13 protein-coding genes are annotated in these 16,081 nt (G+C 42.7%); 12 read left to right on the top strand and 1 reads right to left on the bottom strand.

The window, feature by feature from the left end; genetic code table 11:
• The first annotated feature begins 18 nt into the window (after window positions 1-18).
• The 4 genes from HQN88_RS28715 to HQN88_RS28700 all read left to right on the top strand — a co-directional run bounded on the left by HQN88_RS28715 (window position 19) and on the right by HQN88_RS28700 (window position 4,750).
• A complete protein-coding gene (locus HQN88_RS28715) occupies window positions 19-915 on the top strand; it encodes a hypothetical protein (protein WP_173118987.1) in 897 nt (298 codons plus the stop codon).
• Between the two features lie 586 nt (window positions 916-1,501).
• Window positions 1,502-2,545, top strand: coding sequence for a DUF262 domain-containing protein (locus HQN88_RS28710; protein WP_173118985.1), 1,044 nt, complete (start codon window positions 1,502-1,504; stop codon window positions 2,543-2,545).
• Window positions 2,542-3,846, top strand: coding sequence for a DUF3696 domain-containing protein (locus HQN88_RS28705; RefSeq protein WP_173118983.1), 1,305 nt, complete (start codon window positions 2,542-2,544; stop codon window positions 3,844-3,846). Before HQN88_RS28710 ends, HQN88_RS28705 begins: the two co-directional genes overlap by 4 nt.
• Window positions 3,847-3,850: 4 nt before the next feature.
• Entirely contained in the window at window positions 3,851-4,750 is a 900-nt protein-coding gene (locus tag HQN88_RS28700; protein WP_173118981.1) for a hypothetical protein, read from the top strand.
• Window positions 4,751-5,067: 317 nt separating this feature from the next.
• Here HQN88_RS28700 and HQN88_RS28695 read toward each other — a convergent pair whose 3' ends face one another.
• Window positions 5,068-5,400 carry a helix-turn-helix domain-containing protein gene (locus HQN88_RS28695; RefSeq protein WP_173118979.1) on the bottom strand — a complete coding sequence of 111 codons (333 nt, stop codon included), beginning with the start codon at window positions 5,398-5,400 and terminating at the stop codon, window positions 5,068-5,070.
• A 255-nt stretch (window positions 5,401-5,655) separates the two neighbouring features.
• Here HQN88_RS28695 and HQN88_RS28690 point away from each other — a divergent pair, with 255 nt between their 5' ends.
• The 8 genes from HQN88_RS28690 (at window position 5,656) to HQN88_RS28655 (ending at window position 16,073) form a co-directional block, all read left to right on the top strand.
• A complete protein-coding gene (locus HQN88_RS28690; protein WP_173118977.1) occupies window positions 5,656-5,946 on the top strand; it encodes a hypothetical protein in 291 nt (96 codons plus the stop codon).
• Between the two features lie 366 nt (window positions 5,947-6,312).
• Window positions 6,313-8,550, top strand: coding sequence for a hypothetical protein (locus tag HQN88_RS28685; protein WP_173118975.1), 2,238 nt, complete (start codon window positions 6,313-6,315; stop codon window positions 8,548-8,550).
• Between the two features lie 19 nt (window positions 8,551-8,569).
• On the top strand, window positions 8,570-9,739 hold the full coding sequence (locus HQN88_RS28680; RefSeq protein ID WP_173118973.1) for a HEAT repeat domain-containing protein: 1,170 nt from the start codon (window positions 8,570-8,572) through the stop codon (window positions 9,737-9,739).
• A 15-nt stretch (window positions 9,740-9,754) separates the two neighbouring features.
• The gene (locus HQN88_RS28675) at window positions 9,755-11,203 is read left to right on the top strand and encodes a glycosyltransferase family 2 protein (RefSeq protein ID WP_173118971.1); all 1,449 of its coding nucleotides are present in this window, start codon (window positions 9,755-9,757) and stop codon (window positions 11,201-11,203) included.
• A gap of 18 nt (window positions 11,204-11,221) precedes the next feature.
• Window positions 11,222-12,037, top strand: a complete 816-nt coding sequence (locus HQN88_RS28670; RefSeq protein ID WP_173118969.1) for a response regulator — start codon at window positions 11,222-11,224, stop codon at window positions 12,035-12,037.
• A 31-nt stretch (window positions 12,038-12,068) separates the two neighbouring features.
• Window positions 12,069-13,424 (top strand): nucleotide sugar dehydrogenase, encoded by a 1,356-nt coding sequence (locus tag HQN88_RS28665; RefSeq protein WP_173118967.1) that lies wholly within the window; start codon window positions 12,069-12,071, stop codon window positions 13,422-13,424.
• Window positions 13,425-13,456: 32 nt separating this feature from the next.
• Window positions 13,457-15,286, top strand: a complete 1,830-nt coding sequence (glmS, locus tag HQN88_RS28660) for a glutamine--fructose-6-phosphate transaminase (isomerizing) (protein WP_173118965.1) — start codon at window positions 13,457-13,459, stop codon at window positions 15,284-15,286.
• 25 nt (window positions 15,287-15,311) lie between these two features.
• Window positions 15,312-16,073, top strand: a complete 762-nt coding sequence (locus HQN88_RS28655; protein ID WP_173118963.1) for an NTP transferase domain-containing protein — start codon at window positions 15,312-15,314, stop codon at window positions 16,071-16,073.
• The last annotated feature ends 8 nt before the right edge of the window (window positions 16,074-16,081 follow it).

The raw sequence follows: 16,081 nt of genomic DNA, 5'->3' as shown, positions 1-16,081 counted from the left end.
AGGGGAGAGGGTTTTATCTTGTCTGAGTCATTGAAAAAGACGCTTGTTATTATGTCATGGCTTCTCGTAGGTTGTTTGAATTACTTTATTTTTATATTAACCAAGCTTGAATTGACTTCATATATTAGTTTGATGCTTTACGTTGGTTACTTATTTATTCGTAAGAGGCTTAACAAGAGAGACAAAATAATATTACTAGTTTTAATTTTCCCTTCTCTAGTTAAGATGTGTGCATTCTTTTTATATGGTTATTACCAATTACTAAAAAACCACAATAAAATGTTAATCTTGTTAACACGGAAATGGAATCCGGGAGTTTATGAATATGGTCTAATAAGATATTTATCGGTATTTTTTTTATTTTTTATTTTTCTTTTTTTGGCACTTGCTTTAATGAATCCAGTGATTAATTTATATTATCATGGTGACTTAAAGGCCATTTTAGATAATGGATTGACCATCTACTTTCTAGGCACATTAACATTCTTTATTATTTGGCTATTAATTTCAATCTGCATATATTTAGTAAAATCAGCAATCTCAATCAGTACTAGTGCCGAAAATGATATTTTCAAAATAGTTGGTTCTTATATTTTTATTATTATTTTGTTTTTAGTTGTACCTGACTTCTTATATGCAATTATATATTCTTCGACAATGACAATGTTATTAGATCAGCACCAAATCATTGATATGTTTTATTTTTCCTTTATGTTGCATCACCAGATTCCGATGAATGAGTATTATTCTAATATAGGAGATATGCTTCAACAAAAGTATGTATATGGTCTAATTAGTGGAGTTCACGTATTAACAGTAAAGGTACTAGATGGCACAATTGTAGCTGCAGTCATTGTTACATTATTTTCAGATAAGTTAATGAGAATTCTGCGCAGTCGTGAAAGTGAGCAATAAATAAGCTAAAACCCTAGACATAAATTGCTCTGAACCTCTGTCAAGGACACTTAAATAAAACCTAATTTATTTCGAGGCAACTAACAATAGATGATTTATGTAATGCACAGGGTCATCTTTTTTAATCTCCATTGATATCGAGTATTGCTATTAGCGAATGTAACTGTCAATTTTACGTTGTAGTTCTGCTAATGCTGGGCGGCTATGATGGTTAACATGGCCCCTTATGGCCTGCATTAAAAATTACTCCTGTGGCTTATTGTCCTAGGCATTTCCTCGTCTCGACATCGATAGCCCATTACAATGATTGGTCGTACTTTAGATTTTTTAATGATCTGGTGTTAGACTGGTGTTAAAATAAAGATGGCTAAAATTCCGAGCTTATTTGCTTTATATTTCCATTAATTAGTTGAATATATTATAAGGATTTGATTTTTTAGAGGGAATCAAAAATTTATGAAGAAATTAATGATTGAGTTTGATCTAATTTATTTAATTTATTTAATTTCATTACGACTCATTACTTTAAAAGATACTACATATCACTAATATTGGAAATAGTTATAAGGAGAGGAGGATATCACAATTGAACAATTCTTATAATAACTTACCTTTTATTAATATGGATAGGGGACAATACACATTATTTGATTTAGTTAATCGATTCAAACGAGGTGATATTGAATTACAACCAGTATATCAACGTGGTGAGGTTTGGAATGTTGAGAAAAAAAGCCATTTAATTGAATCAATACTAATGAATTTCCCTATACCCCCTCTTTATTTTGCTGAGAGAGAGCGGGGGAAATGGGAAGTTATCGATGGGCAACAACGATTAAGAGCAATTATTGATTTTATTGAAGGTAAATTTGGCCTTAGAAGGGCATCAATAACTGGTATTGAAGGTGTATTTTTTTCTCAACTGGAAGTTTCACAACAAAGGAAAGTCCAAGAATATCCTTTCTTTGTTAATATATTAAAGAAGAGTTCGGACTCAAGCATTAAGTTCGAGATTTTCCAAAGAATAAATACTACTAGCATAAATTTAACCGGATATGAGATAGCTTTTTCAAAGCTGGGAGATAAAAGGTTATGGTTAAAAGAATTATCCACAGTGAAGGAGTTTCTGAATTTAACGGGAAATAACATTCAGCCAAATGGTTACATCGCTGAGGAGATGATTTTGAGATTTCTGGCATTTTATTTTCTAGGATACAATCAATATAAGGGTAAAATGAATTCATTTATAAATCAATTCGTTGATAGTAATATTATTAACAAATTATCATACAACCAAATTCGAGAGACATTTCAAATAACAATGTATAATTTGTTACTAGTTTTTGGAGAAAATGCTTTTTGTAAAAGCAATGATATTGCGAAAATTAATATGGCGTTATTTGATATTCTAACGTATTCTTTTGCAAGGTGCATTAAAAATGAACTATCTAATGGTGAACAAATTGAACTAATCAACAACCATTTACTATTTTTGTTGAATACCGACAATGAGTTCCAAAATTCTTTGAAAAAGAACACTTCAAATAAAAAAATGGTATTGTATAGATTTGAAACTTGGATGAAATTTATGAATAGTATATATTTAAATGATGATGGAGGCTCTTTATGATTAATGAGTTTAACATTAAAGATTTCAAAGGGTACGAAGGTTATAATAATTTTCGCTTTCCTGGTTTAACAATTGTGTCTGGAACAAACAACTCTGGAAAGTCTTCTTTATTACAAGCTATATATCTTATTACCCAAAACAGAAGTGAGAGTTATACTGTACTATCACTAAACGAACAGCTAAACATGGGGAAATTTTCAGATATATTATTTAAAGACAAGGCATTGGATGAAACAATAGAATTTTCCGTACGTTTTTCAACTGTGTTATTAAATAAGTATGGATTTAAAGAATTAGAAATATCTTTTATATATCATAGTCCAAGTAAATTTGAACACTTACCTGTTAGTCAAAACCCGGTACTTTCTTCAATTGAAGTAAATTATAAATTGAATCATCCCAATAACGATAATGAAGTCCACTCAATATCATTTACTTTACTTGATGATGAACATGATATTTTTTATCAGGTAAAAAGTACGAAAGATAATGGTTTTGTGAGATTCCAAGGTGTTGTCCCAGAACCCGTAATATATAATTCTCGAGATAGAGATTACCAAAAGCTCTGTAGTGCTGAATATGGTAATGTTCGTCAATTATTAGAGCTATTATCAACTAATAACAAAATAAAGTATATTAAAGCATTTCGGTTAGATAAATTAGGAGAAAAAAATAATCTTGTATCTTCACAGATTGGATTATCTGGAGAATTTACAGCAGAGATAATTCATTTAAATTGGAATAATAATGTACAGTTTGAATTAGATGGCCAGAATTATCAAGTATTTTCGGATATTTTTGATGCATGGATAAAAAAAATATTAGGTGAATCTTATAAAGTTACTTGTGATTTTATCGAAGACCACTTCAAATTATTAGTTGAAGATATTGGTGGAAGAAAGTATACATTAAACCAAGTAGGTTTTGGGATTTCTCAAATACTTCCAGTTTTAACCTTGATTTTGAGTAGCCAACCAGGTGATATGTTATTAATTGAAAATCCAGAAGTTCATCTTCATCCTAGGCTGCAAGGGATTCTTGGTGACTTATGTATATTTGCGATTAAACATGGTCGTAAATTATTGATTGAAACACATAGTGAACATATTATTAATAGAATTAGATTAAGGATAAAGCAAAATCCTGATCTTTTAGAGCATATAAATATATATTTTTTTGAAAAAAAAGAGGATGTTGTAACGTACGAGGAGATTATTATTACTAAAGATGGAAGATTAGAATTTTGGCCAGAAGATTTTTTTGACCAAACTTATAACGATATGTTGGGGTTAATAAAATAAAATTATGAATAATTTCTATTTAAACCACAACTATTTAACAATGACATCTACATATAATATTGAATGTCATCTTGGAGAAATTGCTAGATTTATACCAATTCTTCGAATAAACAATTTCGGATTTAAAATAAGAGAGGATATTTGGAGCACAGAGTTAATCGAAGGTGGGACCTTACAGCATTATCTTCATAAACACTCGGGAGTAAATGAAGTAGCAACTTTTATCATAGGTATTATGAACAGTGGGCCTTATTTTTCCTCTACACCAACATTACAACCAACAATAAAGCCAACGTTTCAGTCTAAGTTATGTGAAGAACTATTAGCCATATGTTTTGAGGATGGTCAAAGCTATATACTTTCTCTTGAGAATGAAAATTGCCTTATAGAATCGAACTATAAAGTTAGTACTAACTCGAAATCATTAGAAATTATTAATTGCATAGGGATCCCATCTCTGGAAAGTTTTTTTGAGAAGAATCTAATATTAAAAAATATATTTGATGTTTTTAATGAAATTACTAAGCGTATTAGTAAAATTATTATTTTACCTAGTGCAATAAAAAGCGCAAGACAACATAATTTTCATGGTAGATATTCTGAAGTCCTGTATACCATACTAGCTCTAGAGATTGATTTGAAATTGCTTGAAGATAATGTAAATGATAAAGAGAGAATGAAGTTTTACAAAATGGAAACTGGATTTGACATATCGGGAGAATCTAATGAAACCTTGAATAGAAAGCGGTATGAAGCTCAACGACTATTTGTAGTTCCTGGATTAGGGAAAAAATTGTTTGAATGGCATATTAAAATAGGGCCATTTATTCGAATTCATTATTATATTGATGTTGTCTCGCATATTATTTATATAGGTCATTGTGGCAAACATCTCGATATATAGATTAATTAGGAGTGTGTTGAATACAACATGCGACTTTTATATTTGCATTTAGAGAGATAAGTATTTAAGAAGTTATAGAAGTAATTTGTATTTCTTACCATTTAGGTAATAGAGATGGTGCCGCGGCACCTCTTCTATTATTGAATGAAACACAATCAGATTATGTATAAATGAACGTAAAGGTAATGTCAAAAACCTAAAAAAATCCAGGCTTTAGCGGACTATTACAGTCTCTATTAACTCGTTTCCTATCTCACATACATATAGAATTAAATTATGATATTGAAGAAATAAACACACCTGAGGTTCAGGTGTGTTTATTTCTTGATCTTCAACTGAGACTCATATTTCCGCAGTGATATTAAACTCTCTTTTAAAAAGTCTGCTTCCTCAATTGTTAGCTTCTCTTTATTTCCACTAAGATAAGCAATATTATCTAACTCCTCGTTTACTGTCCAACCTCTACCGAGAAGTGAATCCAAACTTACCTCAAAAAAATCAGCCAATGCTATCAGAGTAGCAAAGTCAGGTTCACGGGTACCTTGTTCATAATTAGCGATTTGTCCGCGTGAAAGGTTCATCTGTGATGCTAGTTCATATTGGCTAATCCCTTTACTATTTCTAAGCTCTGCCAGACGTTTGCCGAACACGGTTAATCACCTCAACAACCATTATAAGGAACTCAGCATCTTTGCTACTATAATGGACACGATAAGTTTCCTTTATGCTTGAAGAATTTAGTGAAATAATTTATATTTAAATAGTTAAGACACATTTTGTGTCTGTATGCCTTTGGCTTAACTATTTAATGCTAGTAATCTTCCTTAATAAGTGTAGGACGGGGTTTACTTCAGACACAAAGTGTCCTAGAACCCACCAATCTATTTACTCCCGGAGGCGATCCAATGCACCCCATCCAAACCCAATACCAATCCACCATCCAAGAGGAAGCCACGCTCACACAAAGAATCACCCTCTGCAAAGTTTCCATCGACATCTTACTTGAATATATCTCCCACCATGCTGATTCGATTCACATCCTCACCGCTGAGGATATCGTAACGACGATTCACACAATGGCACAGGATCTCGATACGGAGCTACTTCACGTCAGATTCGAGAAACGGATCCTCGAGAATAAGCTCCGCGGGTTGCAGCTGCAAGCCGTTCTCCCCACCGCCATACAATCCAGTTAATCTCCTCAAATCATGTGGTGGGAGAAAGTTCGAAAAACACCTGATACCCAAATCAGGTGTTCTTCGCTTTTTATTCAGGCATTCTCATTAAGCATCAATAATTTTAACTCATCATTCTCCACACTCCCCCAATATCCGCCAAATCTCTCCTTACATTCCCCCTAAACTTTCCCATTTACACAAAATTATCCCCTTTTAACAATCCTCTCACAATCTTTTAACTCTTTGATAACAAAGTTCCAACAACGAACACAATCATGTTCAATTGATCATAATGTTTAACACTTTGAAAACAGACATTTGTACTTTCCTGTCGTACCATGGCAATAGACAGACGAACTCAGCAAATAATCGAAGGTGAATAGGATGCGAAAGTGGCTCAAATTGTTTGTAAGGATAAGTCTTGTTCTTGTGATTGTAGCCGGTGCGATTTATTATTGGCTGCGTCCGCTTTTGGTCAGAATCGAAAGCACGACGCTGGCTAGCGGCATACATGTGAAGTTTAAGACTGTAGGAACGAATGTAGAAGAATACACGAATGAAGCCTGGCAGCCCTATTTTGCCAAGGGGATTAATATGGGGGCGACGATCCCAGGACATTTTCCTGGTGAGCTGGTCATTTCGGAGAACGAATATGAGAGATGGTTTGGCATGATTCAGGACATGGGAGCGAATGTGATTCGGGTGTATACGATCATGATGCCCGAGTTTTACGAGGCGCTTTCCAAATACAACATGAAACATCAGAGGGATCCGCTTTTCTTTCTTCAGGGCGTATGGAGCCCCGAGGAACAGCTGATTGAAGGGCAGGATGCCTTCGATCCCAAGATCAAGACGAAGTTCGAGCAAGAGATTAAAGACGCGGTTGCGGCGGTTTATGGCAAAACGACGCTTACACCCGAGCCGCACTCGGGGAAAGCCGGAGGTACCTATAAATACAATGCAGGTCCTTATCTCATGGGCTGGATTATCGGGACGGAATGGGATCCGAAGATGGTGAAGGGGACCAATGATTTGCATAAGGACACCCCAGACTATGACGGGAAATATTTCCGAAATAAACCGGGAGCGAGCGCTTTTGAAAAGTGGCTGGCCTTGATGGTCGACACGGCGGCACAAACGGAAATTCAATATGGCTGGCAGCATCCGATGGCCTTCGCCAATTGGGTGACGACGGATCCGCTCGCACATCCGGGCGAGCCCCTCATCGAAGAAGATCTGGTTAGTGTTGATCCAACGCATATTGAAGCAGTGAATTGGGATGCGGGCTATTTTGCATCGTATCATGTGTACCCGTATTATCCGGATTTCTTTGCCTTTGATAAGTCATTCCAAGAAATGACCAACAACAAGGGGGAGCCAGATAGTTACCTCACCTACCTCAATAAGTTAAAAGCAGCGCATCCCAATATGCCGGTGATGGTCACCGAGTATGGTGTGCCGGCTTCCTTGGGCGTAGCCCACTTGGGCACCCTTGGCCGCAATCAAGGCGGTCATAGCGAGAAGGGGCAGGGAGAGATTGATGCGGAATTACTGGGGCAGATTCATGAGTCTGGCTATGCCGGGGCGATTTTGTTCACGTGGCAGGATGAATGGTTTAAGAAGACGTGGAACACGCAACGCTACGATGAAGCGGATCGCCGGGCGTATTGGTATAACACGCTGACGAACGAATCCTTCTTCGGGGTGCTTGGGATGTTCCCGGGCAAAGACGAATCGATTCACATCGATGGGGACGCCTCGGATTGGAACAAGCTAAAGGATAAGACGAAGCTTGACGTGCCCACTCCTGGCTTTGAGGAGATTTGGGCCACACATGACGAAGGCTACCTGTACTTACAGGCCAAGCTATCTGAGCCATTTGATCCGTCCAAGGAAAGCATCTATTTCGGGGCTGATACGCTGCCTGGTGGTAATCGCCACGGGCCGGAGCTTCACGGCATGACATTAGATGAAGGATTGGAAACATTAATCGAGTTGTCGGATGACAATAAAAGCCGCATGACGATCGCTTCCAATTACGATATCCACGCTAGATTGTACGAGCGTTCAGGGCTGCCGGACATCGATCCGAAGGAAAAGCTGGATGACTCGGGGATTTTCAAACCTTGGAAGCTGGCGGTTAATTATCTGCTGGAACATCCCGACTCCCGAGTGGATCACCCTTTCGGAGATGTGGAGGTTGGCCTTTTAGAGAGAGGCTACAGCGATCCGTCGCGTGCCGAATACAATTCGAAGGCGATGTGGCAAGTGCAAGGGCAGGTGCTCGAAATACGTATACCGTGGATGCTGCTGGGATTCAACGATCCAAGCTCGCTGAGCGTTATCAACTACAAACAGCCGAGTAACAATAAATTTGAAATGACGCACGTGAAAGGTGTTCGCTTTGTTCCATGGATTGTGAAGAATGATAGCGTTGTTGGCCGAGACAGCTCAGCTGCGGCGCAGCCGGTGCAGGTGTCCACGATGCCGCTATACACATGGCAGGGCTGGGAATATAAGGTGAATTACGTGGAACGGCCGAAACAAAGTTACTACATCTTGAAAGAGGCGTTGCATAAGATCAACGGACCCGTTACCAGTACCGTTCCATCGAGCAGTTAAAGAAGAGGAGAGTGCAGGTGTGTACACCAATCTTAATGCAGCCGTACAAGCGTTGTATATCATTTTGGCTTTTAATCTAGTTTGTGTGGTCATCATTTATGCCATCAAAGTGAGAAGTATAAGAAGGAGAAAGCTGAACGACCGATTCCAAATAAAGTCTAAGGATTACCTAACTTATGTGCAAGCAAATCTGGATGGGGCAGACACGTTAAGAGTCCCTCCCTGGAAGATGAATCCGGTGGAAAGGGACGCCATGCAAGAGAAGCTGAATGATATGATGGAAATCTTCTCAGGTGAACAGCGGCACAAGCTGGCTCAGCTTTGCGTAGATCTGGGGCTCGTGCAGCACCATATGGAGCGCTTTAACAGCCGAACATATCGGGTGAAGTTGGATGCCGCGTATCATTTGGGATGCATGCGGGTGAAGGAGGCGGTACCGAATTTACTGGATATGTTAAAAGAGCATCCGCTCGATTCGTCGCTGTTTGTGGTAGCCCGAGCTGTTGCCAAGTGTGCCCGCAGTCAGCAAGAGCTCGGAGCCATGGTTCAGACGCTGCTTCAGCACAACAAGAAATGCTACGAGCTGATTGTGGATATGATCGCCGATTCGGACGTGGATGCCGGTTCCTTGTACACGGGCTATGTAAGTCGTCAGGATCCAGCTTACGTTCGAATTGGGCTGATTGGGCTCAATGTCTACACCGATCCGGCAGCAGCTTCTGCGGTTTATCGTCTTATGGATTCCAAGCACGAAGACATTCAAATCAAAGCGGTGGAGTTGTACCTGAAAAGCTCCCGTTTGCTGCCTAAAAACGTTGTCAGCAAGTTGCTGAGTCATCCCAATCTGGGCATTCGTCGATTGACGATCGAGGCTTTGGCCAACATCAAGAATACAGCTTACGTCGAACTGATGAAAACAAGTCTGAGCGACGCTGATCAGCGAATCGTGTACTCGTCGGCCAAAGGATTGCTCCATTTGGGAGAAGCAGGTATGGTGGCGCTTTGTGAAAGTGCAGCAGCGGTTCAAGGGATGGAACGCGGGCAGTTCATGCAGCAGCTGATTGATGATGAGCTCAAGCATCTGTCGATGGGGCTGCATAATTGGGATAAGCTCATGCAATATAACCTACTTATGTACACCTATGACAAAGTATTTCACAGGTCAAAACGTATCTATCGTGTCGTATAGGAGGGTAGTGTAAACATGTGGGTTTTTGGATATCAAGTGGTGTTGGATTCATTTCTGAGCGGATTAAGGGAGTTTTTGCTCTATTACAGCTATGTCGCGCTCTTTTACGTTGTTCTCGTTACCCTGCTCTATTATTTCATCTTCGGATTTTCGATTCGGCATATTTTCTCCATCAAGCGGGGAATCCAGTACAATCGGATCAATAAGCTATCCAGTTCCAGTCAGCTCCCGCCGGTTTCCCTGTTGGTACCGGCTTATAACGAGGAGTTAACCATTATCGAAAACGTAAGGTCGCTGCTGGCGCTCAATTATGCGGAATATGAGGTGATCGTCGTCAATGACGGTTCACAGGATGGGACCTTGAAGTGCATGATTGAAGAATTCAAAATGGAGCTCCTCCATCCGGTGCTGTCCAGCTCCATTAAGACCGGAAAAGTCAGAGGGGTGTACCATAATTCCGAGTATCCCAATCTATATTTGGTAGATAAAGTGAATGGCGGGAAGGCAGATTCGTTAAACGCAGGAATTAATCTTTCCCACTATGCGTTGATCTCAACGATTGATGCCGACTCTTTGCTTGAAAAGGATGCCTTAACGCGGATTGCCCGGGTCTACATGGAGAACCCCGAGGAGACGGTCGCCGTTGGGGGCAATGTTCGAATCGTGAACAGTTGCACGGTAGAAGATGGCATTGTGAAGGATGTTCAATTTCCTCGTAAGCTGTTGCCGGCATTGCAACACGTCGAATATACGAAAGCTTTCCTAGGCGGCAGGATCGGCTGGAGCGCCGTTAATGGACTCATTATTATTTCAGGAGCTTTCGGTGTGTTTCAAAAAGAAAAGATCATCGCCGTCGGCGGTTACCGTGGGGGCTACCCCGGTGAGGATATGAACATTGTCATCAAGCTTCACCGTTACTGTTTGGATAATAAAATTCCCTACCGGGTAGCGTTTTGCCCAGATGCTGTTTGCTGGACACAAGCTCCTGATTCGTACCGGATCTTGAGCAGTCAACGCAAGCGCTGGGGGCGGGGAAATCTGAAAAATATGATTGAAGAAGGTATTCACATGGTGCTGCGCCCGAAATACAAAATATTTGGGCTGCTGACACTTCCCTATAACATTGTGTTTGAAACACTGAATCCATATTTCCGCCTCAGCGGCCTATTGGCTATTTTGGGTTACTGGATGCTGAATATGACGGATTGGTACACCGTCGTTATCTTTTCGTTAGTCAATTTATTCTCCTGTTTTGCCTTAAGCCTGGGAGCCTTATTTATTGAAGAAACGGCCTTCAGCCGATATCCCAAGCTGCGTGACCTGAACAAAATGATCTTGTATTCACTCTTGATGTTTGCCGGTTATCGACAAATTGGTGTGTGGTGGAGATTAAGCGGACATGTCCAATTCCTGCGAAATAACAACTCGTGGGGAACGATGGTCCGAACTAATTTTAATAAATAGATAAGAGGAGTGGAGAAGATGGCGGTACTAGTTCATGATCCGATTCAAGAAGCAATGTTCCAATTAGCAGAAAAAGTTCAGGTTTCCTATGAAAAGGGTGCTCCCTGCGGGATGATTCTTGCGCCGTGCGCAGCGGTGGGCCAGAAGGTGCTGGAACAAATGCAGTCCTATGTGAGCGGCTTTGAGCCGGAGGCATCTCTTCATTGTTTCTACTTGGATCCAAGCGGCCTTCTCGGAATCGTTCTGTCTGGGCAAAAGCTTATGAATACCCACTATGCCTCGCTCGTGCTCAAAGAGTTTCTAGACCAGCAAGATTTGCTCGAAGGTCAGACGGTCGTTGCCAGCTTCCCGGAGAGTGGGGAACTGACGGAACAATCGATGTCACAGATGCTCCAGACGACGCTGCTAGGGAAAGGGGAGAGCCGAGATATTCACCTGTTCATGAATCATGGGGTTCAGCAGGGAATTACCTCGATTCTCATCGCCGATCCGGACGAGGTGAGCAGAGAGTTCGTCAAGCTGCGGCTTGAGATCAACGGTTACAAGGTAGAAGAGGCTAGGGACGGCAGTGAAGCCCTAGAGAAATTTGAGAAAACGATGCCGAACTTGGTGATTACGGAGCTGAACCTGCCGATTCTTGATGGTTACCAGTTGATCGACAAAATCAAGAGGGATTATGACGGTGAAGGACAAGTCATCGTTCTTACCGATAAGCAGCTGCCGAAAAGTATGGATCGTGCCTTTGAATTAGGCGCATCCGACTATGTGACGAAGCCCTTCTCCATTTCGGAGCTGGAGTGGAGAATCAAAAAACTAAGTTCCCGTCTGAGCTAATAAACGAGAAACACGAGAGGGTGGAATCATAATGAACGCATATAACCAATTAAAATATAAATTTCAGACAAAAACGGCCGAAATCGGGGTCATCGGTCTCGGCTATGTAGGGCTGCCTTTATGCATGGAGATGGCAAAGGGCGGGTTTACGGTATACGGCATCGATCTCGATTTCCGGAAGGTAGAGTCCCTTCAAAGCGGCCAGTCGTATATTCAAGACGTTCCGAGCGAAGAAGTGGTGAAAGCCATCGAGTCTGGTCGATTTATTCCGACGGACGACTACCATACGGTTCAAAGGCTGGATGCTATCTCCATCTGCGTACCGACGCCACTCAGTGAAAACCAAGATCCAGATACCTCTTATATTCAGAGTGTCGTCCGGGAAATCAAGAAAAATCTCAAGCGCGGAGCCTTGATCATCCTGGAAAGCACCACTTATCCGGGAACGACGGAGGAGCTTATCCAGTTCGAATTGGAAGCGCAAGGACTCAAGGTAGGCAAGGATTTCTTCCTCTGCTTCTCGCCGGAGCGGGTCGATCCGGGTAATCCCAAATTCAACACCTATAATACGCCAAAAGTTATCGGGGGTACGACGGAAGCGTGTATCGACCTCGGTGTAACCTTATACGGCCACGTAGTGAAGGACGTTGTACCTGTCTCCTCGCCGAAAGTAGCGGAGATGTCCAAATTGCTGGAAAATACGTTCCGCAGTATTAACATTGCGTTCATTAACGAAATGGCCATGATGTGCGACAAAATGGACATTGACGTCTGGGAAGTCATCAAAGCTGCGTCGACGAAGCCGTTTGGCTTTATGCCGTTCCATCCGGGGCCTGGCATCGGCGGTCACTGCATTCCGCTGGATCCGATGTATTTATCGTGGAAAGCGAAGGAATTCCGTTTTTACAGTAAGTTCATTGAACTCGCACAATCTATTAATGATAATATGCCGGAGTATGTCCGATATAAAGCTTCGCAGATTCTCAATATGTATGCCAAATCCATCCGCAATTCGAAGATTCTTATTCTAGGTATGGCGTATAAGCCGGATGTGGATGATCTTCGTGAATCGCCGGGGCTGGAGTTGTACGAGCTTCTTCGAGAGAGCGGAGCTAAAGTGGACTATTACGATCCACATGCCGTTTCCTTCCTCGATAAAGATGGTGAGACGGTACAATCTGTGAACTACGATCTATCTGCTTTTGCCGAATATGACGGCATGGTGCTCATCACGAATCACCGCTGCTTCAACAACCGTGAACTTGCGGAGCTTGGCGTGCCGATTATCGATACGCGCAATGCTTTTGTAGATATTCCAGGGGACAATATTTATCGATTGGGTACGGGGATTCGCAAGAGCGAAGTGAGGCTCGCTGTAGGCGTTTAAACGCATTTTAGAAGAGAGAGGGGAAAACAAAGATGTGTGGCATTGTAGGATATATTGGAAAGCGAGATGTACAGCCGATTCTGCTCAGCGGATTAAGCAAGCTGGAGTACAGAGGGTATGATTCCGCGGGGATCGCGGTACTAGAGCAGGACCAAGTCAAGATTAGCAAAGCGGAAGGACGTCTGGCGAACTTATCGGGTCAGCTGGATAAGCAGCCGTTGAAAGGATCGATGGGCATCGGGCATACGCGATGGGCTACGCACGGCAGACCATCGGATGTCAACTCTCATCCCCATACGGATATGTCGGGTAAATTCACGGTCGTGCATAACGGTATTGTGGAAAACTATATGGAGCTGAAAATAGAGCTGGAGCAAAAAGGCATCACTTTTGCTTCCGAGACCGACACCGAGGTAATTGCTCACTTGCTGGCCGAGCATTACGAAGGCGACCTCTTCACCGCCATGCTTGCGGTCATTCAGAGACTTCAGGGCTCTTATTCCCTTGGTGTCATGACAGAGTATGAGCCGGATAAACTTGTCGCGGTTAGACAAGCAAGTCCGCTTGTGATTGGTGCGGGTCAGGGAGAATACTTCATGGCTTCGGACATCTCTGCACTTATTGAGCATACCCGTGAGGTCTATATCTTGGAGGATGGCGATTTGGCCATCCTTACACGGGAGGGTGTCTCCATCACGAAGATTGAGACAGGAGAGCCAGCGACGTGTAAGCTGATGCATATCGATTGGAGTGCAGATCAGGTCGAGAAGGGGCCGTTTGAGCACTTCATGCTGAAGGAAATTCACGAACAGCCGTTAACGCTGCGCAATACGATGCTCGGGCGTATCAACGATGGGAACGAAGTGATTTTTCCAGAATTGGCGCATGCAGCAGGGGCGTTTCAACATGTGGATAAAATCTTTATCGTAGCTTGCGGCACCGCCTACCATGCCGGACTAGTCGGCAGCGCGGTCCTGGAGAAGCTAACGCGAATCCCGGTGCAATGCGATATTGCTTCGGAATTCAGATATCGGGACCCAATCATCACGGAGCGAACGCTCGTCATCGTTGTGAGCCAATCTGGGGAGACAGCGGATACGCTAGCTGCGCTGCAAGAGAGCAGAAGGCAAGGAGCTAAAGTACTGGCGATTACGAATGTGCCAACCAGTTCGGTTGCGCGAGATGCGGATTATGTCATCGCAACGAAGGCCGGTCCGGAAATTGCCGTGGCATCGACCAAAGCATATACCGCTCAACTGCTCGCCTTCTATTTATTCAGCATTTACTTGGCCCAGGAAAGGCAGACGCTGCCTACCGAGCTTCATACGAGGCTGATCCAAGGCTTGAAGGCCCTCCCGGTTCAAGTGGAGAAGGTTCTGGAAAACGCCAACGAAGTGAAGCTGTATGCGGAATCGATCAAAGATGCGGAAAGCTTATTCTTTATCGGAAGAGGCTTGGACTACGCGGTTGCGCTGGAGGGCTCACTAAAATTAAAGGAAATCTCTTATATCCACTCGGAGGCTTATGCAGCCGGAGAGCTCAAGCACGGCACATTGGCGCTGATCGAAAAGGATACGCCGGTGATTGCCCTCGCTACACATATGGACCTGTACGAGAAAACAGTTAGCAACATTAAAGAAGTTAAGGCCCGTGGCGCCCATGTCATGGGGATTACGGTGGAAGGCAATGTGGGGCTGCTGAATAGCGTCGATGAAATCTGCTTTATCCCGCCGTCCCACCATCTCCTGGCACCGATATTGGCCGTCGTGCCGCTTCAGTTAATCTCCTATTACGCCTCCCTGGCTCTGGAGAATGATATTGATAAACCGCGCAACTTGGCCAAAAGTGTGACGGTTGAATAAACCATCCGGAGAGGAGCTGAACCACATGGAAGCATTCGCTATTCTGTTAGCTGCAGGGAAAGGCACACGGATGAAGTCGGAGCTACCCAAGGTGCTTCATCCCGTCGGAGGCGTACCGATGATCGCCCGTTTGGTGGGCAAGCTGGAAGCGATGCCGATCACTAAGATTTTGGCCGTGATCGGGCATCGGGGAGAGCTAGTCAAGAAGTGCTTGGGAGCGCGGGTTACCTACGTCCAGCAGGAGGACCAACTTGGAACGGCACATGCCGTTCAGCAGACAGAGCGACTGCTCAGTAACCGCAGCGGATCGACCTTGGTGCTGACGGGCGATACGCCGCTCATCAGGCAATCCACCATCGAAATGCTGCTGGCGGCACAGCGGGCAAACACGAGCGCTGGTGTGGTGTTGACCGCGATCGTTCCCGATCCAACCGGCTATGGAAGAATTATCCGAGATTCTGCAAGCGGCGCAGTTGTCGATATCATTGAAGAGAAAGACGCAACGGCTGAGCAGAAATTGATTAACGAAATTAACACGGGGATTTTCTGTTTCGATAATGAAAGCTTGTTTCAAGCGCTCCTTGGCATTACCAATGACAATGCGCAGGGGGAGTACTACTTGACCGATATCGTGAAGGTCATGCGACAGACGGGTATCTCTGGTAGCCATAAGAAATTCGAGGCGATGATTCTTGACGATCCGACAGAGGTGATGGGGATTAACACCCCTGAACAATTGGAGGAGGCGAATCGAGCCTTCTATGAACACATGGGGATTTTTGCCTAACAAGTGAT

Source organism: Paenibacillus qinlingensis, assembly GCF_013204845.1.
In the GTDB taxonomy this organism is placed as follows: Bacteria; Bacillota; Bacilli; order Paenibacillales; family NBRC-103111; genus Paenibacillus_E; species Paenibacillus_E qinlingensis.
The sequence above is the reverse complement of the archived record's forward strand: the minus strand, read 5'-3'. Positions and strand labels throughout refer to the sequence as shown.

What these genes read in the sequence shown, in the direction of transcription:
- HQN88_RS28705 (WP_173118983.1), top strand. Translation starts at nt 2,542, where the DNA reads ATGATTAATGAGTTTAACATTAAAGATTTCAAAGGGTACGAAGGTTAT.
- HQN88_RS28700 (WP_173118981.1), top strand. Translation starts at nt 3,851, where the DNA reads ATGAATAATTTCTATTTAAACCACAACTATTTAACAATGACATCTACA.
- HQN88_RS28690 (WP_173118977.1), top strand. Translation starts at nt 5,656, where the DNA reads ATGCACCCCATCCAAACCCAATACCAATCCACCATCCAAGAGGAAGCC.
- HQN88_RS28685 (WP_173118975.1), top strand. Translation starts at nt 6,313, where the DNA reads ATGCGAAAGTGGCTCAAATTGTTTGTAAGGATAAGTCTTGTTCTTGTG.
- HQN88_RS28675 (WP_173118971.1), top strand. Translation starts at nt 9,755, where the DNA reads ATGTGGGTTTTTGGATATCAAGTGGTGTTGGATTCATTTCTGAGCGGA.
- HQN88_RS28670 (WP_173118969.1), top strand. Translation starts at nt 11,222, where the DNA reads ATGGCGGTACTAGTTCATGATCCGATTCAAGAAGCAATGTTCCAATTA.
- HQN88_RS28665 (WP_173118967.1), top strand. Translation starts at nt 12,069, where the DNA reads ATGAACGCATATAACCAATTAAAATATAAATTTCAGACAAAAACGGCC.
- glmS (WP_173118965.1), top strand. Translation starts at nt 13,457, where the DNA reads ATGTGTGGCATTGTAGGATATATTGGAAAGCGAGATGTACAGCCGATT.
- HQN88_RS28655 (WP_173118963.1), top strand. Translation starts at nt 15,312, where the DNA reads ATGGAAGCATTCGCTATTCTGTTAGCTGCAGGGAAAGGCACACGGATG.